Here is a 23,118-nt window from a genome sequence, read left to right on the forward strand (position 1 = left end):
CCAATTAGCAATAACCAATTAGCAGTAACCAATTAGCAATAACCAATTAGCAATAACCAATTAGCAATTAGCAATAACCAATTAGCAATATCCAATACTCAATGTTCAATTACCAATACTCAATAACCAATTAGCAAAGAGGTTTGGGTTAACGGTTTAACTTTCCTAAGCCTTTTGCTTTTATACGCTCAAATGCTTCGCTACTATCAGGATTTAGTTATGACCACGGTAAACAACTAATAATCAGTTTCCAATCACCAATTATCAAACGGGGCATACCGCCATTAACCATCAACAACCAAGATTTGATTGTGCTCAAGATTTAGGCTATGGGCAGTACCAATGAACAAATGACCAGTGAACCAGTAAACAAATAACCTGTTTACATAAACTTAACCTAACCGGCAGTTCTTCGGATTGCATATCTTTTTATCTTTAGCGCTATGTACTGGTACGAAGAAGAGGTTAAGCAATTAGAAAAAACGCACTGGCTGGATCGGGAACATCCTGGTATTGTATTTTATGGCAGTTCGTCCATACGTTTATGGCATAGCCTTGAAGATGATTTTCCGACCAGCAAGGTAACTAACCTGGGCTTTGGCGGCTCTACTTTAGCAGCATGTGTCTGGTTTTTCGAAAGGATCATGACCAATTACCGGCCAAAGGCACTGGTTGTTTATGCCGGCGATAATGACCTCGGAGATGGCCGGCACCCAGAGGAAATTTTTATCTTTTTTCAGCAACTGATGGCCAAAGCGAATAGCCGGTTTAATGATCTGCCCTGTTATTTTATTTCGTTAAAACCCAGTTTAACCCGCTGGCATATGGCCGATCAGTTCAGATACACCAATAACCTGATTGAAAGCGAAATTATTAAGCATAACGGAAACTGGAAATTTATTGATGTTTTTAAAAAGATGCTCACGAAAGAAGGTAATCCCGATCCGGTATTTTACGACCATGATGGCCTCCACCTGAGCGAAGCGGGCTACCGCTTGTGGACAGAAGCCGTGAAGGAGAAATTAGGTTAATCATTACCATTAATTAATATCCTGATAATATCGAAGCCCTATTTTTCCCTCAAAGATTTAAATTAATGAAAAGGGAATACCATAAATGGTTCAGCCATAGCTTACAAAGAGATATGGAACTTTTGTTTTTTGGCCACAGCGGAAGGGCAGTAATCTTTTTCCCCACCCGGATGGCCAGGTTTTATGATTACGAAAACTGGGGGATTATCGGCTCCTTAAGTCAACAGATCGAAAATGGCGAAATTCAGGTATTTTGTTTAGATAGTATTGATGGCGAAAGCTTTTATAACGACGGTGTATTCCCATCGGTACGCATAGACCGTCACCTGCAATACGAAAAGTATATTTTAGATGAAGTAATGCCCTTTATCGGGCAACAAAACAACAGTGGCTATGTAGAAACTGCAGGTTGCAGTATGGGGGCTTACCACGCCATTAATCTGGCCATGAAATACCCCTGGTTGTTTAAAAAAGCTGTCGGTATTAGCGGCAGATACGATTTAACAGACAACATAGGCGACTTTAAAGATTTGCTCAGCGGGTTCCATAATGACGAAGTGTATTTTAATATGCCGGCGCAGTACATTGCAAACCTTAACGACGACCGCTTGTTAACGGCAGTAAGAAATATGGAAATTATTCTCGCTGTTGGTGAAACCGATCCGTTTTTAAGTGGCAATCAGCACCTGAGCAGTTTACTATGGGAAAAAGGCATCCCGAATCAGTTTCATACCTGGGAAAGCAATGCACACCGCCCCCATTACTGGCGCAAAATGGCGCCGATGTACATTTAAAACAGGTTAACTTTACTCTGTCGCCGAAAAATAATACTGTTTAATGGCAATAGTTGATGCAGGTTCTGTTGCGCCTGCCGCACCAATTCCGATATTGGCTTCTATGAGCCATTTCTCCGGAGAAGCATTTGTTTTGGCCACCCTAACCCCTTTAACGGTTCCTTTTAATGCTTTAAACTCAATACCGAAGCAGGCAGGGCAATAAGAAACATACTTCACCTTACCCGCTTTAACATCCTCGTCCGTTAACAAAAACCGATCACCTTGCATTGGTGCCTGCATGTAAAGCCAATAAGTACGGCCATCGCCCTGGCTCCTTACCCAAAATATACGGTATTGCCCTTTGGTTAAAGTTAAATTATTACCACTCATCGCTGCATTATCGGCATACATAAAACTGCAACTCGCCCCCTGCGGGCATTCGGTTAAATTTTGCTCATCAATGGTAAAATCCAGTGGTGTATCGGTTTTCTTTTTGCATGCTGTTAAAGTGCTTAACACCAACAAAATAAAAGCTGTTGTTTTGAAAGCGTTTTTCATGATTTTGTTTTCTTACCTAGACGTATGCACCAGGCTATCCGCTACAACAGTTATATTAAGTTTATGTTAAATAAATTAACCTGGCTTACCCTGCAACAGCATAATGTTTAAATCTAAAATAAAGGCTTCGAAACACATTCTCTTAACCTGGATTGAACAAGAAAATATTATGTTTGCAGCTAAACATTAAATCGACGAAAAAACATGAAACAAGGCTTATTGATAGATATGGACGGGGTGATTTACAGCGGGGAGGCATTGATATTTGGTGCAGATAAATTTATTAAACATTTAATTGATGAAGATATTCCCTTTGCATTTATGACCAACAACAGCCAGCGCACCCAACTTGAAGTAGTACGCAAACTGAAAGGATTGGGCATAAAGGTTGAGGAAAGCCATGTATACACCAGCGCAATGGCTACCGGTAAATTTCTTTCTGACCAAAGCCCTAACGGTACAGCTTATGTGTTGGGCGAAGGTGGTTTATTGAGCAGTTTACACGATCATGGTATTACACTGGTTAATACCGATCCGGAGTTTGTGGTTTTGGGTGAAGGAAGAAATTTCACACTCGAAATGGTACAACGTGCAGTAGATATGATTCTAGCAGGAGCTAAATTTATTACCACCAACCGCGACCCATCGCCTAAAAAACCAGGCTGGAATAATTTAGGCATTGCTGCAACTACCGCCATGATTGAAGAGGCTACCGGCAGGAAGGCTTTTGTTACGGGTAAACCAAGCCCGGTGATGATGCGTTCGGCACGTAAATTTTTAGGCCTTGAAACCAGCGAAACTACTGTGATTGGCGATACCATGGAAACGGATATCCAGGGTGGCGTGCAAATGGGTTATAAAACGATTCTGGTGCTTTCGGGCATATCAACCAAAGATACCTTAGGACATTATGCTTTTAAACCCGATATGATTGCCAGTTCGGTTGATGAGATTCAGTTTCCCCTCAACTGGTGGGAAAGTAAATAGCTAGTTCTGAGTTGGGAGTTGAGAGTTGAGAGTTGAGGCCTTAAATAATTCCTTCAGTTGATTTAGTTTAGCTGAAGGAATTGTTTGATTAACGACCAATGTGCAATTACCAATAATCAAAGACCAATTATCAGACAGGATTTTTGCAAGCAGAAAGATAGGATCCGGGTGAAAAGCAATGGAAGTGATTTGCCATTAACTATCAACTATTAACCAGTGAACTAATAACCAATGTTCAATAATCAATCTTCAATTACCAAACGGTTTACCAATATTTTCACTAATGAACTAATGACTATTGCACCAATGAACAAATAGTTATGGTTTGGTTAACAAAGGAATGTTTGTGAAATAGCTACTTCCATCAAAGCCTGGACTGCAATCGGTTTTGAACGCTGCATCTTTCGGGGCATCATCTTTTACTGTTGCCTGTGTTGCAGATAAGTGCACTACATTTAATTCTTTGCTGTTATTTTTAAGCTGAGGTGCATCTGTATTAGTCGGTTTAGTAGCGGTAAAGTCTTCTGCTTTCATCAGTAAGGCTACTGCCGGGATAACCATTAACAAAGCGGCACAGGAAATCAGTCTCATAATATTTCGCTTAATTTATCTCTCCGGAAAGCTTGCTTATACGGCCAAACAACTGCCCGTTGAATTGTTAATGCTTCTACTTTCAGAAATGTAATACAAAGATGAAAAGCTGTTATTACCGGTTTAATTAATTAGGATTACGAAATTGTTAAAAGGAGGCTACCAGTTTTAATTGAATATTAATAACATCACAAATCAATAGTTGCATTTTAATATAGTAATGCAATCGCTAATCTCATCTATCCTCGTTACAAACCAGGACAATGGTAAGTGCGGGTCATGTGTTAGCCCACCAGTAGACTATGTTTGCCTTCTATGCTCGTTTGCGAGCTCAACAGCATCAATTGTAAACCCATTAGTACGCTATGTTTAGCTTCCAGTATTGTTTGCGAGCGTACCAGTATCAAATGCAAACCCTTTAGTACGCTATGTTTGGCTTCCACTGTTGTTTGCGGCCGCACCAAAGTCAATTGCAGCATGTATACAGACAATTGGTCAGTGTACAGATCGAATTGCTAGCCTGCATCTGACAATTGGTCAGTCATCAGCATATAAAACATTTAAACAGCAAGCTTAGGTTTCGCTATTTTGCTTTAATCGTCTCGGTTGTCACAAAGTGATTCCTTTGGAATAAGGAGGGCGCGATAAAAGTGTATTAAATACATAGCGATGCAATCGCTTATCTCGTCTATCCTCGTTGCAAACGAGGACAATAATGACAGTTGGTCAACCACCGGCATATAAAACATTTAAACAGCAAGCTTAGGTTTCCTTTTAATCGTCCTCGTTTGCACGAGAATGAAGGAAATATGCATTTGTAATGCATGGCGATACCATCACAGTGCTCCGTTATCCTCGTTGCAAACAAGAACAACAGGCTATAAAAAAAGATTGCGCAGCAACATCCATCGCTACGCAATTATTAACTAACTAATCAAAATGTTTATACTGTTGCACATTAGATCACCAATCCTACGTACTAAGCAGTATCAGGTAATTGTATTGGATATCCTAATAAACCAAATTATATTACCACTTTGTCTCCATTTAAATTACATTAATTAAGTTTTCAGCTCACTGAGCATGTCAAAAGAAGATGACCAATTACATTTTGGCATCCATTAATTTCGTTGTTTTAGCTTTTGGCGCAACCAGCTTCATCTTGAGTACAAATGCCTGGCTGGGTTGAAAATCTTTTGGAAGAAGTACATCATAATAAGTATTCTTATCCAGGTCGATACCCATATCTGATTGCTTTAAGGTTAAACTTTTTCCACCAACTAAGAGCCCTGCACTGCCCGGAACCTGTGTAGCATTTTTAGGCACAGCAATACGCACAATACCATTAACAGGTTTATTGAAAACAGTTAGATATAGCTGATCTTCCTTTTGGGTAAAATAACCCAGTTTTGAAGGCGTTAAAGCGGCGTGGCGTACCCCATAAACAGCCTCGGCATTTTGTTTTACCCATTTACCTATTTCTGCGGCTATTTTGTCTTCTTCGGGGTGCATATTTCCGTTACCATCAGGACCAAAGTTTAATACGAAATTACCGTTCATGGATACCGAATGCATTAACATATCGAGCAAATCGTCGGTAGTTTTGGTGTAAATGCCCGACCAATCTTTCATATAACCCCAGCCATTTGGTGGAATGGTCATTACTGCATCCCAATCGTTGCCGTTTAACCATTCAAATTCGGCAGGAAGCTTACGTTCCCATCCCTGCTCATAATCGCCCAAAATAACGCCGTTCGAATCGAAATGGCGCGAACCATGTTCATCGTTGCGGAAACGGGAACCGATAATTAAACCCGGGTGTTTTTCGCGAAGTTCTTTTTCTAAGTTATAGGTAAACTGATAAGCACTCTTCCATGATGCATCCCAGGTACCATCGAACCAGAAGCCTTTAATTTTTGGATAATTGCTTTCCAGTTCTAACAACTGATTGCGGGTATATTGCAGAAATTTATCAAACCGGGCCTTTTCTTCGTCTGTTTGAGGAGCCTTACCCATATAGTTCGGATTGTTCCATTCTAAAATCGAAAAGTACAGATAAACATCTATACCTTCGGCAGTATAAGCGTCTACAATCTGCTTTACAATATCTTTTTTATAAGGCGAAGCCGAAACATTATAATCTGAATATTTGGTTGGCCAAAGGGCAAAACCATCATGGTGCTTGGTAGTAAAAATTACATACTTCGCTCCCATTTCTTTAGCCTGTTTAGCCCAGCGTTTGGCATCAAAGTTTTTAGGATTGAATTGTTTGTATAAATTATCGTAAGTTTTGGTCCAGTCTTTAGGCGCAGTTGGGCCACCCCAGGAGCGAATCCATTCTGAAGCTGCTGCCCCATCTCTCGCACTTACGCCATTCCATTCGTTACCAGCAATAGAATAAATACCCCAGTGGATAAACTGCCCTAAACCATAACTGCGAAAAGCCTGCATATCCGCATCGGTACGGTTACGTGGGGTAAGCGAACCATACTTTACTTCAATCAGGGTATCGCGTTTCTTTTTGGGGCCTGTCCACTGTGCGTTTGCCTGGCTTATACCAGCCACTGCTGCAACAGCAATTAATGCGCATCTTAACGTATTCTTCATGTATATTTTTGTGTGTTTAATCTTTATAATTTAAGGGTTTCTTCCTTTTTACAGGTAATTCGGGGTTTTGTAAGGGCTTTAAAGGATTGTAATAGTACAAACCTGCCTGACCGTAAAGTGTTAAATGCGGCTTTAAGCTATTGCTAAAAGCGGCAAAATCTTTACGGTTGTTTTTGGTCCAGGCGGCTTCAGCTAAAGCGGCAATACGTGGAAAGAGCAGATAATCCAAACGGGCATCACCATCTACGGTTTCGGTCCAAAGATCGGCCTGAATACCTAAAATGAGTGGTTGTTCTTTTGCATCTTTGGCAAAGGAACGGGCATCGAACTGGTACACCTGCTCAACCGGATTATACAATTTATTCCATTTGCGACCATACTGATGCGTACTATCCTGAACAAAATCGAAATAAAGCGGCAAGCGCGGGCACAATACGGTTTGATAGCCTTTATTTAATGCACTACGCAGCTGACCTGGTTTATCGTGCCGCCACCAGAAAATGATTGTTTTTTCCCTGGGTACATCCACATCAACCATTTCATCCCAAAAAATAGCTTTAGCACGAAGGTTGTACAACGAATCGGCCATGCGTTTCATGAAATATTGTTCTACTTCAATATCGTTTTTAAGGTTTTTCTGCTCGCGCAGTTTTAAAATATCGGGATTGCTTTTCCATTTTTCATTGCCATAACTCACTTCATCTCCTCCGAGGTGAATCATTCCGGCAGGGAAAAGTACATTGGTTTCTTTCAGGATATCGGTTAGGTAACTGTATGTTTTCTCTAAACCGGGGTTAAAAGTAAATTCGGGATGACCTGCCGATCCACCGCCTGAATATTCGGGATAAGCTTTGTTGGCAGCAGTGGCATGACCGGGCATATCTACCTCCGGAATTACCTTAATGTAGCGTTCGGCAGCATAAGCTACAATTTCTTTAATATCGGCCTGGGTATAAAACTGAGCCGGCAAACCGGGATTTAAATAATCGCCTATTCCGCCAATAAGTGCCAGATTGGGATATTTCTTAATTTCTAAACGCCAGCCGGGCTCATCGGTTAAATGCCAGTGGAAGGTATTTAGTTTGTAAAAGGCCATCCAGTTTAAAATCGATTTCACTTTTTGTTTACCAAAAAAGTGGCGCGATTCATCGAGCATTAAGCCACGCCAGCCATAAGCAGCGGCATCAGTAATTTCGGCAGCTTCAATCTGGTTATTTTTAGCCGTTAGCGCCATTTGCAATAGTGAAATTACACCATAAAAAACCCCATTAGGGTGACTGGCCGAAATGGTAACCTGGTTAGGCTTTACACTCAGCTGGTAAGCACTCGAATCGGCATTTTTCGCACCTGATTTCAGCACTAGTGCAATGCTCGCACCTTTAGCTTGCTGCTGTATGGTAATGCCTTTTTGACTCAACAGCTCATTTTGAAAATAGTAAGCTATTGTTTTTAACTGATTATTGTTATAGCTGACGGCACTATTACTGTTTAACAGGAAAGTACCTTCGCCTTTAACATATTTATCGGGCATGGGGATAACGTTGCCGGGTGTCTGGGCAAATGCAGCAACAGTAAATAACGATAGGGCCAGAACAAGTAATTTCATTAGTTGGTTGTTATTTTTAATACATAAACCGGAACATTGGTTGTGGCTTTAAAGTCAGCAGGTAAATCCAGTTTCAATTCCTGGTTAGTACTGTTCCATTTAATTTTCTTCTTACTGCCCAACAGGTTAATGTCTTTTATAGCGGTGTTTTGGTTATTAATTTGCTTCAATACCACCTGCGGTGTTTGCCAGCTCCTTAAAAACACATAAATCAGTTTATCTTTCGCGGTGTAATATACATCAGGTGCAACAGATTGTGGTGTACCGTCAAAAACAGCATCTTTGGTAGCGCTTTTACTGGCTTCAATGCTGGTATTTTCTTCTGGTATGGTGCTACTTTCTTTAACCACAAGCCAGGGCTGTGTACCATAAATGGCTTCCTGATTAATTTTCATCCAGCTACCTATTGCTTTTAATCTTGCAGTAGCCCAATCGGGAAAGGTACCATCACCCTTCGGGCCAATGTTTAATAAGAGGTTACCGCCATTGGCTGCCACTTCTACCAGGTGGCGCACCAATACTTCGGGCGATTTCCAGGTGCTGTCCTGCCGGTTATAACCCCAGTTTTTGCCAATGGTTAAGCACGATTCCCAGGCTTTTTTAGACGATGGCGTTAAAGATTGTTCTGAAATCGAAAAATCGCCCAGCCCATTCCCAATGCGGTTATTAACCAGACAATTGGGTTGTAATTGATGTACCAGTGCTTTCAGTTCGGCACTTTCGGCTTTACTGATTAACTCTGGTGTATCGAACCAAAGCACGCCAATAGGGCCGTAATTGCTTAAGAGTTCGGTAATTTGAGGTTTAACCTTTCTTTCGAAATAACGGTTAAACACCTTGGCATCTTCGTTCGGATAATCCCAGGTGTTACTTCTACCGGCTTTTACAGGCCAGTTGGTTGGCACATCAGGATCTTGCCAGTCTCTGCCCAGCGAGTAATACAAACAGAGCATGAGCTGGTATTTTTTACAGGCTTTGGCCAGTTCGGCAATTGGATCGCGCTTAAACGGGCTCCGTTTTGCGATATTGTAATCGCTGCTGGCCGAATTGTACATGGCAAAGCCATCATGATGTTTCGCAGTAAAAACTACATATTTCATGCCTGCATCTTTAGCCTGTTTTATCCAGGCATCGGCATCGAATTTAACCGGATTGAATTGGTTGGCAATGGTTGCATATTCGTTTACTGGAATACGCTCGTACAGCATAAAATGTTCACCTCCTTTTACCGCATGGTTTTTCCAGTCGCCGGCAGTTTGGGCATACAGCCCCCAATGCAGGAACATGCCGAACTTATCGGCTTTAAACTGATCTAAAGGTGCTGATTGCGCAAACAGCTTTGTGGTCAGGCCAGCAATCAGTAAGGTAAACAGGTATATTTTTTTCATTCGTATTTTTTTACACTCCGGAAGAAAATACTCCCGGAGTGTAAGGTATTAAAATTTAGTCTCTTAATGTAGTCAAATCTGTTGCCGGCGCCGGTAATCCCAGGGCCGTTATTTCATCATAAACCGACTGCGTTACAGGGAGCCCCCATTTCTTAAAAAAGTCACTCAAATCCTTCCCGCTGATGTTACAGGCCTTCAACATAAAATAACGCATTTTAGCTGCATCAGTTGTTAAGGAAGGATTTTCGGTACGGGTTTGCTTGTGCAGGGCGATGTAAAAACTATCTCCGTAAGCTAACCATAGCTGATAAAACATGCCCAGACGCGTATCGTTGGCATTGGCAACGGTGCCATTAAAATTACGGCTGGCCTGTGGAATGGCAAAATAATTATCAACCGAGGTCCATTTGCCATCGCGGTTCATGCGCGATGGGGTAACCGCAAAATAGCGCTCGGCAGCCATCGAATACAAGTTAACCGTCACTTCAGTTAAGCCGCTCCAGGTCCATGGCCCCTGCTGGTGAATGTGCCCGATTTCGTGCCATAATCCCCAACCGGAAACACCGCCCACATTGGTATTTTGCAGGATGCGGTAGGTTAAAGAACGGACATAGAAAATACCGATTCCCGCAGCCATGTAGTCGCCTGAATTTGCGGGATCTCTAACGGTAATCAAGTATTTGTACGGGCCTTTGGTGTGCAGGCTTGTAGAACCATCTATACCGCTGAAAGCATCTTCTGCATCGACAATCTGATCAATTTTGGTACTTAACAACTGCTGATCGTCGGTTTTATAGGTAATGGCATCGTCTCTGCGGGCAACTACCAGCGCACGATCGGTTTCGATAATAACATCGGGTACATTGCTCAAGCTATCGAGCATGGTTAACCAATCGGCATGACTGGTTACATTTTTCTTAAAATAAGGCACAGGTTTAAAACCTTTACCAAAACTCAGGCTGGCCGAAGCAGCGGGAGTTGCACTGCTTACATATTTTACCCAGGCCATACCGCCGTACTGATCGGCTTTAATTTTGTTTAAGCCAACTTGTAGCGTGTAATAGGTACGCACCGGCCTAACGTTATCTCTGAATGGCGTACCCAATACCAACTGCGGCAAACGGGTACCGCTCACTTGTGCAACAGTAACGTATATAGAATCGTTAGCGGCAACATAATAACCGGTTGATAGCATTTCGTTGTGGTTTGACTGGATTAACCTGTTTGCCACAGCCTGGCTACCTACGTTTTCGCTATAGGTTTGGGTTAGCGGTGCAACCATGCCCGATACGGGACCAGTGGCCATAGCCTTGTTCTTTAACGAAAATGTTTGGCTATCTGCCTCCGTATTTGCCTTTTTACAAGCAGTAACCGACAGTAAAAAAGCGAAGCTAAGTAAGCTTAAGGGATATATCTTTTTCATATCGGTTTAGTTTAGAGGGCGATTACTTTAATAGAAGATGCCTTATCGTTAAAGGTCGAGACGTAAGTGCTTGAAGAAGTGAGCTCAATGCTGCTTCCGGTAAAGTTATCACCATCGTACATAATCACTTTCACCCCTAAGCCCAAATTAACAGAAGATACATCGTTATTGCTGATACCGCGGCTAATTAAATCGGCAGTTGTATATTGGCCAACTGGTAAGGATATGGCATAACCGCCGTAATTTGAATTCTGGCAGAACTTAGCCGAACCATTAGCGCCGATTTGCGGAACCCCGTTTAAAAATGAGAAAGAATAGGTTTGGGTAATTACGTTTCCATTTTTTAGCAGGAGTTTGGCTTTTAACTCGTAAGGTTCGTTGGTTTTGTAGTAAAGTTCGCTTAGCGGAATACTTCCGGCAATGGTATTTCCGGTTCCGGGTGCAAACCTCCAGGTTACCGCATTATAATCTTTGTTTGTACCGGTTCCTTCGTTATTTACGTTGGGATCCATGTAAACCAAAATATCGGTTACCTCTTTATTGCTGGTAAAACTTCCGCTTAAATTAAAGGCCTGTGTAGTGCTGTTGAAACTTGCATTGGCATTAATGGTAGTGGTAGCACTTTCATAAGGTGTTTCAGTTGGCAGTGGATTTTGAAAAATTTCGTTACGGTTTAAGATAGCGGCATCTACTTCGGTTAAAAAGGTTGGCTGGCCTTTACTGAAAGTTACATTGCCCGATCCCATTAAGGAAGTGCCTAATGTAGGTTGCTCAGAAGCATATTTAGCATGGTCGTGCGGTAAGTTTAAACCATGGCCTAATTCGTGTAACATACCGCCCAATAGGTTTGAACTGGCATTCGGAATTTTATCTACCGACATATTTGCATTATCAACAGCAAAACAGTTTCGGCCGTAACCGTAAAAAGGCTGGTCGCCACCATCAGTACGGTTGGGTAATAGAATGAGTGTGTGGCTCGAATTTGAAAATTCTGAAGCATGTGTGACTTTGTAAGCTGCAATTTCGTTCAGGATTTTGGTTGCCGATACACTCGAAGAATAAGGATAATCTGCCTGCGGGCCAGCTGCTGGGATTTCAATAAATCTCACCAACCCGGTTGAATCTATTTTAGGTAGCCCCATGTACTTGTCGTAGCCATACCTTTGCATTTCGGTATGAAACCAGTTCTGAAAATGAACCATTAAGTCGGTTAATCTGGTTTTGTAATCGGATAGTGCCGGATTATCGGTTGGCACAAACATTACAATGTTTAAATTTTTGGTATTGGTAACAAAACTCGGCGGAGTGGTTCCCGAGCCTAATGCCAATGTGTTTGGTTTTGCCAGCGTTGTTGTTTGTGGTTCTGCAACAGGCGCTTTTTTGCATCCGCTCATCAACATGCCACAAGAGGCAGTTAAGAGCAGGGCCAGACAAATTTGTTTGGTGTTTTTCATTGTTTAAGTGGTTTAGGTTATGGATTATTTAGTTGTTTTAATTCATAGTTTTAATCTTGATTTAAAAATGTGCTCCCTCATCCCAACCGGTTTACTGCCTGCATTGACCAACAAGCAGTAAGGCTGGGTACTAACTCAAACTAATCTATTTCTTTGGTAATGTTTTATTGCAAGTACTTGCTGATGGCATACATGCCCTGCTGTTTTGTTTAATAATTCTGTTTAGGTTTATTGCTAATTTGGTTAAATCAAAACTGGAATATTATTGCCTTAAAAAAGATGAAAATTGTAAACAAAAAGGTAGAAAAACCATCAATTCTGCATTATTTCACAGATTTCAGCAGCCGAATCCGATAATCCTGCCTTAGCAAAACGTAATGCCTGTTCTTTTAAAATGGGAATTAAAATTCTGCGAATCGTTAACGGAACGCCCAGTTTCAGGGCGGAGTAAAGTTTTAACACGAAGGTTCGCAACACCAAATGATATTATTAACTTTGCCGCACATGATTTTATATAAAACAAACGAACAGGTAGAGCTGATGCAGATCAGTGCATTATTGGTGAGCCAAACCCTTACAGAAGTTGCTAAAGTTTTAAAAGCCGGTATGAAAACACTGGAGATAGATAAACTGGCCAATGAGTTTATTTTAGATCATGGTGCTGTTCCCTCTTTTTATAACTACAATGGTTTTCCTGCACATATTATCACCTCGATTAACGATGTAGTAGTACATGGTATTCCGGGCAAAGAAGAGTTACGCGATGGCGATATCATTTCGGTGGATGTGGGTACCATCAAAAATGGCTGGCATGGCGATCATGCCTACACTTTTGTAATTGGTGAAGCTAGCCCTGAAGTTTTAAAATTGGTTAAAACCACTAAAGAATCGTTGTACGAAGGTATTAAAGAAGCCGTTGTGGGCAAACGCTTGGGCGATATCGGCTTTGCCATTCAAAACTATAACGAAAAACAAGGTTATGGGGTAGTGAGAGACCTTGTTGGACATGGCCTGGGCCAGAGTATGCACGAAGACCCACAGGTTGCGAATTACGGTCGTAAAGGCAGTGGCACCATGTTAAAAGAAAACCTGGTAATGGCTATCGAACCTATGATTAACATGGGTACGAAAGATGTATTTCTGGATAAAGACAACTGGGCTATCCGTACAGCCGATGGGAAACCTTCGGTTCATTTCGAACACGATGTTTGTGTTAAAAAAGGCCAGGCTTTAATCCTTTCTGATTATTCGATTATTGAAGCTGCAGAGCAAGCCAATGTTAACCTGAATACTTCTTATTATTAAGAGATACTATAGTGGTGCTGATCACGAAGTTCTTATAGGAATTGTCATGTTGAGCCCGTCGAAACACCTCAAAATATATTAAGGTTAATCCTTCGACAGGCTCAGGATGACAATCTAATTTAAGATATATCTCCTAAATATTATTGCTATTTCACTTCTTCGAATTTTAGTACCACACTCGTTCGGTTGTTATTCAAATTCGGGTTGAAACCTACTTTCATCAGGAAATCTCCTGTATAGGTTTTGGTGCTATCAATTGATGATTTTGTGCCCGGGAAAAGGTTAATTTCTTTTATCTGATATTTTTTAGCAGCATCTAAGCCGTTCAGTTTAATCGGGTATTTGCTTGCCTCCTCATAGCGGTAATTAACCAGGTAGTTAAAAATTACGCCTGCTGTTTTTTGCTCGTTTACATACAACATTGAGGCTACACTTCCGCTACGTGGGTTGGCCAAACGGTATTGTTCGCCATGCCAGATAATCTGTTTCACTTCGTTGTAGTTTTTAATGGCTTCCTGGCAGAACTGAAGTTCTTCGTGCGGTAATTTACTCACCACAATATCAAAACCCAATTTACCCATCATGGCCACATCGGTACGGAATTTAATAGACTGTTTACCCCAATCGGTTACATGGTTGGAACTGCTGATGGCCGGATAAAAATAAGAATACTCCCATTGCATAAAAATCCGTTCTAAGGGATCGGTGTTATCACTAGGCCAGAACTCGGTAAAATATTGTAAGGCACCATAATCTACCCTGCCGCCACCTCCGGAGCACAGCATCATCGGTACAGTTGGATATTTAGCCCTGATGCGCTGCAATACGCTATACAATCCCCTCACATAATCGATATAGAAATGCCCCTGATTTTTTAAGTGTGCCGAATAAGCATTGTAAATTACCGCATTACAATCCCATTTGATATAAGCCAGTTTCGGATTTTTGGTCATGAGTCCATCAATCACACCAAAAACAAAATCCTGCACCTTGGGGTTCGATAAATCGAGTTCTAACTGTTGCCTGAAATAGTATTCGGGGCGGTTAGGTTGTTTTACTACCCAATCGGGGTGTTTTTCATACAACTCACTTTTCGGGCTCACCATTTCAGGTTCAATCCAGATCCCAAATCGTGTTCCTGCCTGGTCGGCTTCCTTAATTAAAGAACTGATCCCGTTAGGCAGTTTCTGCTTATTCTCTTGCCAGTCGCCCAATGCGGCGTTATCGCTGTTCCGCGGATATTTGTTTCCAAACCAGCCGTCGTCCAGCAAGAAGAAATCGACACCCAGTTTTTTAGTATCTTTTAATAATTCGGCCAGTTTTTGCTCGTTAAAATCAAAGTAGGTAGCCTCCCAATTGTTTAAAAGGGTTAACCTGTCTCCTTTTCCATTTAATATTTTATAGTTGCGTGCCCAGTTCTGCAATTTCCTGCTCGCTGCACCTTTTCCCTGATCAGAAAAAGTGTATAAAAATGCTGGCGTTGCAAAAACTTCTCCTGGTTTTAAGCTATAAGGCGAGGCATAATTGTTCATTCCGGCAATAATGCGCAGATTATCCTGATAATCAAGCTCTAAATCTATTTTAAAATTACCGCTCCATTCTAAAGCACCATATAAAACATTGCCTTCGTTTTCTTCTGCAGGTTTATCCATCGAAATCATAAAAACAGAAGGTTGAAACAGGTTAGCCCTTGTTCCCAACTTGCTATCCAATGTTTTAATGCCGTGGGTAATTTCACTTTGTTCGGGCTGCATTTCTTTGGCCCAATCGCCATGATACTGGTTTAACCAGAAATGCGGCGATTTTAAATGCAGGTTGGCCGAAGCGTATTTGTGTAACACCACTTCTCCCTTTTCGTTGTGCTTAATTTCGGTCCATTGCTCAATTACATCCTGCTTATAAAAAGACTTGTAAAACATTGTTACTTCAAAATTATAAACCGGGTCTTTCAACCTGATTTTAAGCAAGCTCACGTTATCATCAATCGCTGTTACGGTATGATCGACGTATTTTAGATCGAGCGAATTATTGCCATCGGCATGGGTAACAGTAATGGCGGGTTCTACCAGGTTTCGTGACCCTGAAGGAGTATAAATGGAGTTTAACTGACCGGTATAATCTGATGTTTGTTTATACTGCCCGGCTACCTGTGCATATTCTTGCTTGTTGGCGAGTTTTTTTCCGAAGAAGATGGTATTTACATCCTTGTTCGATCCGGCTTGTAATACCAGGGCGTTATTGGCCGTCTCGATAGGAATGATGGTTTGGGCCTTTAAATGGCCTAAGCCTAAACATAAAGCAATGGCAAATGCTCCAGGTTTAAAGTAATTCGAAAATTGATCTGTTTTTTTCATTTGGTTTAAATAATGTTTTATAGATAGATTGTTATTTTTTTGAAGTTATTTTGAAAATCACTGCATCTTTTGTGGGCAGATTAATGATCTGGTTATGCTGAAAGGGAGATTCAGTTTGATTGATGAGGTTTAAGGCCTCATATTTTTCACTGTTTTTTAGTCCGAGTCGTGAAAAATCAAGTTTAAGATTTTGTTCGGCACCACTGTAATTAAAAGCAGCAAGATAGGTCACCTCACCTACCTGCTTTACAAAGAGTGGCGAAGCCGATTTGCCTCTGTTACCTTCTACCGGGACAAAAGCTTTTCCATCCTTTAAAATTTTAAGAATTTCGGTATTGCTCAATAACCTTTTTGCAGTGTTTATCCATTTACCCTGGCTTGAAAAATCGTCGCCTGTAATGCAGGCGCCGGTAACAATAGCAGATAAAAAGCGAGCCCTGTTTTCGGCATCTGATTGATCACCAAACACCACATGGTCTGCATCGATAAAATCGTACAAATGTGTTTGCCACCAACCATTGCTCACACCATTTAAAGTATATTCGGTATCGTGTATCGATTTAAAGGCATCGCAGGCAATGCGGCGCATGTGTACGTAACGGCCAGAAGCCAAACTTGGCGAAATGGCTGCATAAACCAACATTTTGTTATCGAGTTGTTTGAGCAGAAATTCCATCCCTGACCGGTAAGCCTGCATACCCGTTTTAATTTTAGGGTCGTAAAAATGATCAGATTCAATTGCAGCATGACCTAAAAAGTCGATCTTAATCATTTCGAAACCGCATGCTTTAAACTGGTTAATTACTGCGGCTATTCTTTGCCGGGTACCCGGATGTGTTGGGTCTAAGGCCCTGGCGCCATCAATATCATGGTAACCAGTACCAACTTTCGTCCACATTTCGCCAAAAGTATAATCGCTACCCTCGGCTTTACGGTTGCCCCCACCTGCAAAACCCCAATCAACAAAAGGCGCCCAGTATATTCCAGGTTTTAAGCCTTTTGATTTGGCGTGATCGGCAAAGGCTTTGAGTTTGGCATAATCGCCGGTTAAACCTCCCTTGAGCAAATTATCCCAATAGGAATCGAGATCGATATAAGCCACGCCCGCACTCCTGAAAGCCTTGAGGCTATCGGCAAAAAAATCGACGACCTGATTGGCTTTTTCGAGTGTAACTTTCTCCTGCATGGCTCCCCAGCTGTTCCAGCCTACCGGGGTTGGGTTTTTCCATTTAAAAATAATTGGTGGCTCGGCCAAACGGTTGGCTTTGGCATAGCTTTCCATTCCTGAGCGCCAATCAACAAAGTTTCCAAAAAATATACGGGCAGCGCTTATTAGATCGCCTTTCAGGTAGCCGTGGGCAATTTTATCGCGGGTAATACTTTCGTTGGTATAACCGCAAATGGCCTCAACAGTTGTTTGCTGCTGACTATTCATCGCAGTCAGTATTCCGGTTTTCCAGTCGCTGTGTTCAATAGAACCGATTACATAGCCCTTTCGCGATGCATTCTGGTATAAAGCAGTAACCTCGGCACTTGGGTTGCTCACACCGGCTTTTAAAGGCACAGCATTGTACGAAATAAAGGTATCGTTATCAAAAGGCACGAATAAACTACTGGCATCTTTTTTTAGCTGGCTATCCATCAAGACACCTTTTAAAGGCACCATTTTATTGGACTCCAGATTGTTCCCCGCCAGGCTTACCGAAATAAAAAAGTAATCGCGGTTGGTGTAGGTATAAATGATTTGCCTCATGTTGGGCAAGCCATTTTGTTTTAATAAGAAGGTATGCTTAATGCCCTGGCCAAAAGCATCTTTTATTGCATTTTTTGTATAGGTAATTTGTCTGTAGTTTTTAGAACTGAAGCTACTGTTTTGATTAGCTGCTTCCGAAAACCCACCAGCGAGCAATAAAACCTTGCCGTTAAAAACATCGAATGTTCCTTTTTGGAGATTATAATCTATTTTTCCGTTCTTACCATAAGGAATAACAGTAGCCGACACTTGCCCCAGAACAACCAACAGCAATAACAATAAAGAAGTACTGAGTCTGAATAAAGTACGCATAATTCTGTTTAAGTTATAGTTTGGTTGAGGTTATGGTGCTCAAGATACCGTTTATTTTAAGTTTTACCTGCTGTGGTTTTGGCGAAGCAATACGGTAATGAATAATTTTACCAGCTTTCCAGCTCATATCAACCGTAAAGTTACCGCGGGCTTTCAGGCCTTTAATCTCGCCAAAGGCTTTCCAGGCATCGGGTATAGCGGGTAGTAATTCGATAAAACCATCGTGACTTTGAATGAGCATTTCGGCAATTCCAGCCGCAGCACCAAAATTTCCATCAATCTGGAAAGGTGGCCCCGCCGATAACATATTGGGATAAACCCCACCGCCGGCACCGTAGTTAATATCGGTACGCATGGTAGGTTTTAAAATTTCCCTTAAAAGTTTAAAAGCCCTGTTTCCATCCAATAAGCGTGCCCAGAACAACTGTTTATAAGCAATTGACCAGCTTGGCCCGTCATCGCCCCTTACCTCCAAAGTTTTCTTTGCGGCTTCTGCCAGAGCCGGCGTAGTAACCGGTGTAATTAATCCGGCGGGATAAACCCCATACAAATGCGAAATGTGGCGGTGCTGCTGATCGGTTTCCTTATAATCTTCGAGCCATTCCTGTATGCGGCCATCTTTACTGATGATGCCAACCGGAGGAATCGATTTTAATTTTTCCTGTAACGAAGCAATGAATGCAGCATCGGTTTTAAGTAACCTGGCTGCAGTAATTACATGGTTAAAAAGCTCGCGTACTATCTGGTTATCAATAGTAGGCCCCATCGAAATACTGGCTGTTTTTCCATTAGGTAAATAAAAAGTATTTTCGGGCGAAACAGATGGCGAAGTAACCAGCCAGCCTGTTTTGGGATCTTTAACCAATGCACTTTTATAAAATTCGGCCGAACCTTTTAGTACTGGATAAATGCTTTTGAGGTAATTTAAATCCCGACTGAAAGCGAAGTGATCCCAAAGGTTACTGCATAACCATCCCGAACCTGCATTTGCCGCACCCCATGAGGCACTCTCGCCGGGTTCGGTAAATCCCCATACATTGGTAATTACATGGGCAATCCAGCCATTAGCATTGTAATAGGCCTTTGCTGTTTTTGCACCCGGAACCGTTAAACTGCGAACCAGTTCTGCCAGCGGCAGGTTTAACTCAGAAAGATTGGCCTGTTCAATGCCGAAATGATTCATCTGCACGTTCACATCCAGGTGGTAATCGCCATTCCAGGGTGTATTGATCTGATTGGCCCATAAGCCTTGCAAATTGGGAGGCAAAAGCCCTACCCTGGTACTGCTGATGCTTAAATAACGGCTAAACTGAAAAAACAGGGCGGCAAGCGAAACATCATTTTGGTAATCTTTGTAGAAATGTTCGAGCCTTACGTCAGTAGGTAATTTAGCCGCTTCACCTTCTCCTAAATTGATTTTTAAGCGGTTAAAAAGTTTTCCGAAATGAGCAGTATGTTTAGCCAACTCGACCGCATAAGCTGTTTTTGTGGCTTGCTGCAAGGAATTTTTAATGCGAGCTTCAAAATCAACATGTTTAAAATTGGTTTCTGCAGCAACGTAAACCAAAATTTCGGTAGCATTTTTTACCTGAATGATATTGCCTTCGGTAATTACAGCGCCATCTTTAACAGCAGTGCTAACCCGACTCTGGTATTTCATACCTTTGCCATCGGTACCGTTATCCAGCTGACCAAACATGAGCAGATCTTTACCATCGGTAGCCAGTGTTGCTTTTTCTGGTCTGCTGATAGAAATCCTGCAATTCAGCTTTCCAGGCTGACTTGCTGTAAGCCGAATTACATTCACATCGTTATTAAAACTGCAAAAATATTCTCTTTTATATTTTACGCCTTCGAGGGTAAATTCGGTTGTGGCTACAGCCCTATCCAACGATAAAGTTCTTTTGTAAACCTCGGGTTTTGCGGCTTTTATTCCAGGATACTCATAATCCAGCTGTAAATTACCGAGGGTTTGATATTTCCCCCAGGTAGCACCGCCAGAACCTGGCCCCTTGCAAACAAAATCGCGGTTTACCAGATCCTGCGCTTCATCATTTTTGCCTTCCAATATCAGTTGCCTGATTTTGGGCAGACTTTTGTAAGCTTCGTAATTGTTGGCATCCTGCTTGCCACCACTCCATAAAGTAATGTCGTTCAGTACAATCTGCTCCCTTGTTATTCCCCCATCAGGCGTCATGCCCAGTTTCCCATTACCCAGAGGCAATGTTTCTTCCCAAACTTTGGCGGGTTTATCGTACCAAAGGTTTAGGGGCTTTTGTTGGGCTGTGGCATTTTTACTGATGAAAAGCGATAGGCACGCAATTACAGTAAGTTGTTTTAAAAACATAATTTCATTTGTGTGTGTTGTACTCCATAATCGTCATTTCGAGCGGAGTGCAACGAAGTCGAGAAATCTATCTTGAGGCAGTTCTCTCCACTCCACTGCGTTCCGGTCGAGATGACGGTGCTTTAAAAAGTTTACTGCTTGTTCCAGAACCTGATTTCGCTCATATTGCTATAATTACCATCGCCGGTAGTTACATGCTTAATCCTGATGCGAATATAACGAATCGGTTTGCCTCCATTATCCAGTTCGGATGTAAAAGCATTCTTACCGTCATCTGTTCTGGTAATATCTTTTAACAACGTCCAACCTTTGCTCGTTGCCTCAGCTGGCCAGCCACTGTTACTGGCTGATAAGGTGGTAGTTGCATTGGTTAAATCGGCTGTTCCCCATACTTCAAAACGATCTGGATTGTTGCAGCAATCGCGACCGGTTTCTTCTATGCGCGATAAGTTGGTATAAACCTTACCCAAATCAAACGTAATTACATGAGGCATGCCACTGTTACCCGCACTATGGAAAATATTGGGGTAACCCTGCGGTCCTACGCTGCCATCCCACAACTTACTGATGCTGGTTCCCGATTCGTAAGTCTGTGCATCGCCTGTTAAACGTACTTCGCTAAACAACGACCTATCGCATAGCACATAAGTAAAAATTTTCGGGAAAGTTGAGAAATCAGCAACTGTAAATACATCCAGCGAGCCCTTACCCGGAATGTAAGCTGATTTGTAAAGGATATCCGTTCCGGCTTTATAGTCAGTTAGTGTAATGGCCGTATCTTTTGGCAATAACGTTTTATCAACCGTAGCTCCGGTAGTATTGGTGTACCGTACAATGGTATTTACATTAATGGTATCGGGTGTATTAAAATTAAGCTGAACGGAACCATTGCTGTTTACCACATAGGGGTTGGTAGCATTGTAAGGCCGGTTTAACAATCCCGATTGGTAAAGCGGACCAAATACCCGTACATTTCTGGCCTCAATGGGGATAGATCTGTGTCCTTGTGCATCATAAGAATAAACCGTAAAGGTATAGGTATATTCTTTCAAGTTCGGAATGGTTACTTTAACGGTATCGAGCGGGTTATGTGTAGTTGAATTCACCACCACCGAATCGCCATTGTTGTTCCAGTACACCACATATTTACTTACGCTTGGATCGGGACTGGGGTTCCACCAGAGTGCTGTCCTCAGGTTGCCCGGTTTGGTAATAATGTTGGCCACACGACCGGGATAGATCATTTCTCCGTCCTTTAAAAATTCTTTAAAAGCAAGATCATCTTTGGTACAGCTGATGATTACGGTTACCAGCAGCAGTAACAAAGCGCTTATTTTATATATACTTTTCATATCTGAAAATTTATCATCTGTTGTTAATCAATAACTATCTCGGATCGCCGTAAAAGGCCATTTCCATGGCGTGTGCAAAGGTACCGCTAGACCAGGTTGTGCTTACCGATAAGCGGATATAGCGCACTTTAGGGTTGGTTAGCGGGAAATTGAAACTTACACCAGCTTTTACAAAATCATTATCGGCGGTGGTATGGGCTACCGGAGTAGCGCCAGATGGCGGATTAGGATAATTGTAATTGCCCATGTTAATCCAGTCACCAATTACAGTACCTTCAGGTGCCGATAAAGGCAATTGTGCATCACGTGGAGCGGCTACATCAGAACCCCAGACCGAGAACACCTTTGGATTGCCATGGCCAAAAGCAAATTTATCGCCTCCATCGGGTCTCTCCCATAAAATGAAGCGGCTTAATTTTGCACTTACCCCTAAACCAAAAGTAGCAATGGCAGGCATTGCACCACCTGGCGCGGTGTGCCAGCCGTTAGAGTTACCATCGGTTTTTCCATCCCAGAGGTAAGGTAAATCCCATCCATAGGCAATCACACCGTCTGATGGTAACCTGTATTGAAAGAATTTCCCCCTATCAAGCAAGGTTTCGAAAAACGGGGTAATGGTTTTGTAAGTGGTATCGGAGATGTTTCCAAAATTATCGGTAACATAATAACCAATTTTTTTGGCCACTGGTGCATATCCCCTTACCGAATAACTGATTAGATCTGAATTGCCATAGTGCTGATCGATCACATCTGAACTGTTATTGTCGTTTACCGAGAGCAGAATAACGCCCAGATTACTTTTTGCCGGGTTGGTACCGGTAACTTTAAATCCACCAAAATCTGGTTCGGCATTAATACTTGGTTTGGCCAATAAATACGGTGGCGTATCGGGATTAACCTTTACCACAACCGGGTCTGATTTTACCTCTGCCCTGCTTACTGCATACAGGGTAACATCGTAACCTTGTTTTTTAGCAAAACCATCAACCATAATCGAATCAGAATAATAACTCGATTTGGTTTCGCGGGTGGTTACACCATTTATTTTGTACTGCGCCAGCACATATAATAGATTTTTAGAATTTGGCAAAGAATAGGTAATGTAAGCCCCGCCATTAAAATTATCTACTTTAATGTTGGTTACTACTCCGGGCTTGGTCATATCTGAAGAAGCTGGATCGTTGTAACTTTCCATCTTTTTACAGGCCGAGAGGCTTGCCAGAACAGCTACAGTAAGTACCAGATAAATATGTTTAATATTTTTCATGTTGTTT

16 protein-coding genes are annotated in these 23,118 nt (G+C 41.9%); 4 read left to right on the forward strand and 12 right to left on the reverse strand.

All coding sequences use genetic code 11. The features are described 5' to 3' along the window. The first annotated feature begins 443 nt into the window (after positions 1-443). Both BLR37_RS02045 and BLR37_RS02050 read left to right on the forward strand, forming a co-directional pair. Positions 444-1,031 (forward strand): SGNH/GDSL hydrolase family protein, encoded by a 588-nt coding sequence (locus BLR37_RS02045; RefSeq protein ID WP_090763918.1) that lies wholly within the window; start codon positions 444-446, stop codon positions 1,029-1,031. Positions 1,032-1,096: 65 nt separating this feature from the next. Next, positions 1,097-1,825 (forward strand): esterase family protein, encoded by a 729-nt coding sequence (locus BLR37_RS02050; protein ID WP_167356531.1) that lies wholly within the window; start codon positions 1,097-1,099, stop codon positions 1,823-1,825. A gap of 12 nt (positions 1,826-1,837) precedes the next feature. Here BLR37_RS02050 and BLR37_RS02055 read toward each other — a convergent pair whose 3' ends face one another. Continuing rightward, positions 1,838-2,365 carry a hypothetical protein gene (locus BLR37_RS02055; RefSeq protein WP_090763921.1) on the reverse strand — a complete coding sequence of 176 codons (528 nt, stop codon included), beginning with the start codon at positions 2,363-2,365 and terminating at the stop codon, positions 1,838-1,840. Positions 2,366-2,569: 204 nt separating this feature from the next. Here BLR37_RS02055 and BLR37_RS02060 point away from each other — a divergent pair, with 204 nt between their 5' ends. Beyond that, complete coding sequence (locus BLR37_RS02060; RefSeq protein WP_090763924.1) at positions 2,570-3,352, forward strand: HAD-IIA family hydrolase; 783 nt, start codon at positions 2,570-2,572, stop codon at positions 3,350-3,352. Positions 3,353-3,670: 318 nt separating this feature from the next. Here the strand turns inward: BLR37_RS02060 and BLR37_RS02065 are convergent, their stop codons facing one another. From BLR37_RS02065 to BLR37_RS02090, 6 genes are all read right to left on the reverse strand, one after another. Next, a complete protein-coding gene (locus BLR37_RS02065) occupies positions 3,671-3,943 on the reverse strand; it encodes a hypothetical protein (protein ID WP_143009511.1) in 273 nt (90 codons plus the stop codon). Positions 3,944-5,047: 1,104 nt separating this feature from the next. Then, positions 5,048-6,550, reverse strand: coding sequence for an alpha-L-fucosidase (locus BLR37_RS02070; RefSeq protein WP_090763931.1), 1,503 nt, complete (start codon positions 6,548-6,550; stop codon positions 5,048-5,050). 16 nt (positions 6,551-6,566) lie between these two features. Continuing rightward, positions 6,567-8,156, reverse strand: a complete 1,590-nt coding sequence (locus BLR37_RS02075; RefSeq protein WP_090763934.1) for a beta-N-acetylhexosaminidase — start codon at positions 8,154-8,156, stop codon at positions 6,567-6,569. Beyond that, entirely contained in the window at positions 8,156-9,544 is a 1,389-nt protein-coding gene (locus BLR37_RS02080) for an alpha-L-fucosidase (protein WP_090763936.1), read from the reverse strand. Before BLR37_RS02080 ends, BLR37_RS02075 begins: the two co-directional genes overlap by 1 nt. Before the next feature lie 55 nt (positions 9,545-9,599). Then, the gene (locus tag BLR37_RS02085; protein ID WP_090763939.1) at positions 9,600-10,967 is read right to left on the reverse strand and encodes a M60 family metallopeptidase; all 1,368 of its coding nucleotides are present in this window, start codon (positions 10,965-10,967) and stop codon (positions 9,600-9,602) included. Positions 10,968-10,978: 11 nt separating this feature from the next. Continuing rightward, positions 10,979-12,421, reverse strand: a complete 1,443-nt coding sequence (locus tag BLR37_RS02090) for a hypothetical protein (RefSeq protein WP_143009512.1) — start codon at positions 12,419-12,421, stop codon at positions 10,979-10,981. A 504-nt stretch (positions 12,422-12,925) separates the two neighbouring features. Here BLR37_RS02090 and map point away from each other — a divergent pair. Continuing rightward, complete coding sequence (map, locus tag BLR37_RS02095) at positions 12,926-13,726, forward strand: type I methionyl aminopeptidase (RefSeq protein WP_090764841.1); 801 nt, start codon at positions 12,926-12,928, stop codon at positions 13,724-13,726. Positions 13,727-13,872: 146 nt separating this feature from the next. Here map and BLR37_RS02100 read toward each other — a convergent pair whose 3' ends face one another. The 5 genes from BLR37_RS02100 to BLR37_RS02120 all read right to left on the reverse strand — a co-directional run bounded on the left by BLR37_RS02100 (position 13,873) and on the right by BLR37_RS02120 (position 23,111). Beyond that, positions 13,873-16,080 (reverse strand): alpha-galactosidase, encoded by a 2,208-nt coding sequence (locus BLR37_RS02100; protein ID WP_090763945.1) that lies wholly within the window; start codon positions 16,078-16,080, stop codon positions 13,873-13,875. Between the two features lie 31 nt (positions 16,081-16,111). Next, positions 16,112-18,145, reverse strand: coding sequence for an alpha-amylase family protein (locus BLR37_RS02105; protein WP_143009513.1), 2,034 nt, complete (start codon positions 18,143-18,145; stop codon positions 16,112-16,114). Positions 18,146-18,158: 13 nt separating this feature from the next. Then, entirely contained in the window at positions 18,159-20,492 is a 2,334-nt protein-coding gene (locus BLR37_RS02110; RefSeq protein WP_090763954.1) for a glycoside hydrolase family 95 protein, read from the reverse strand. Positions 20,493-20,623: 131 nt separating this feature from the next. Continuing rightward, complete coding sequence (locus BLR37_RS02115) at positions 20,624-21,844, reverse strand: DUF4998 domain-containing protein (protein ID WP_090763956.1); 1,221 nt, start codon at positions 21,842-21,844, stop codon at positions 20,624-20,626. 34 nt (positions 21,845-21,878) lie between these two features. Further along, positions 21,879-23,111, reverse strand: a complete 1,233-nt coding sequence (locus BLR37_RS02120) for a DUF5000 domain-containing lipoprotein (protein ID WP_090763958.1) — start codon at positions 23,109-23,111, stop codon at positions 21,879-21,881. Positions 23,112-23,118 lie beyond the last annotated feature (7 nt).

It is taken from the genome of Pedobacter soli, from assembly GCF_900101435.1.
Lineage (GTDB): Bacteria > Bacteroidota > Bacteroidia > Sphingobacteriales > Sphingobacteriaceae > Pedobacter > Pedobacter soli.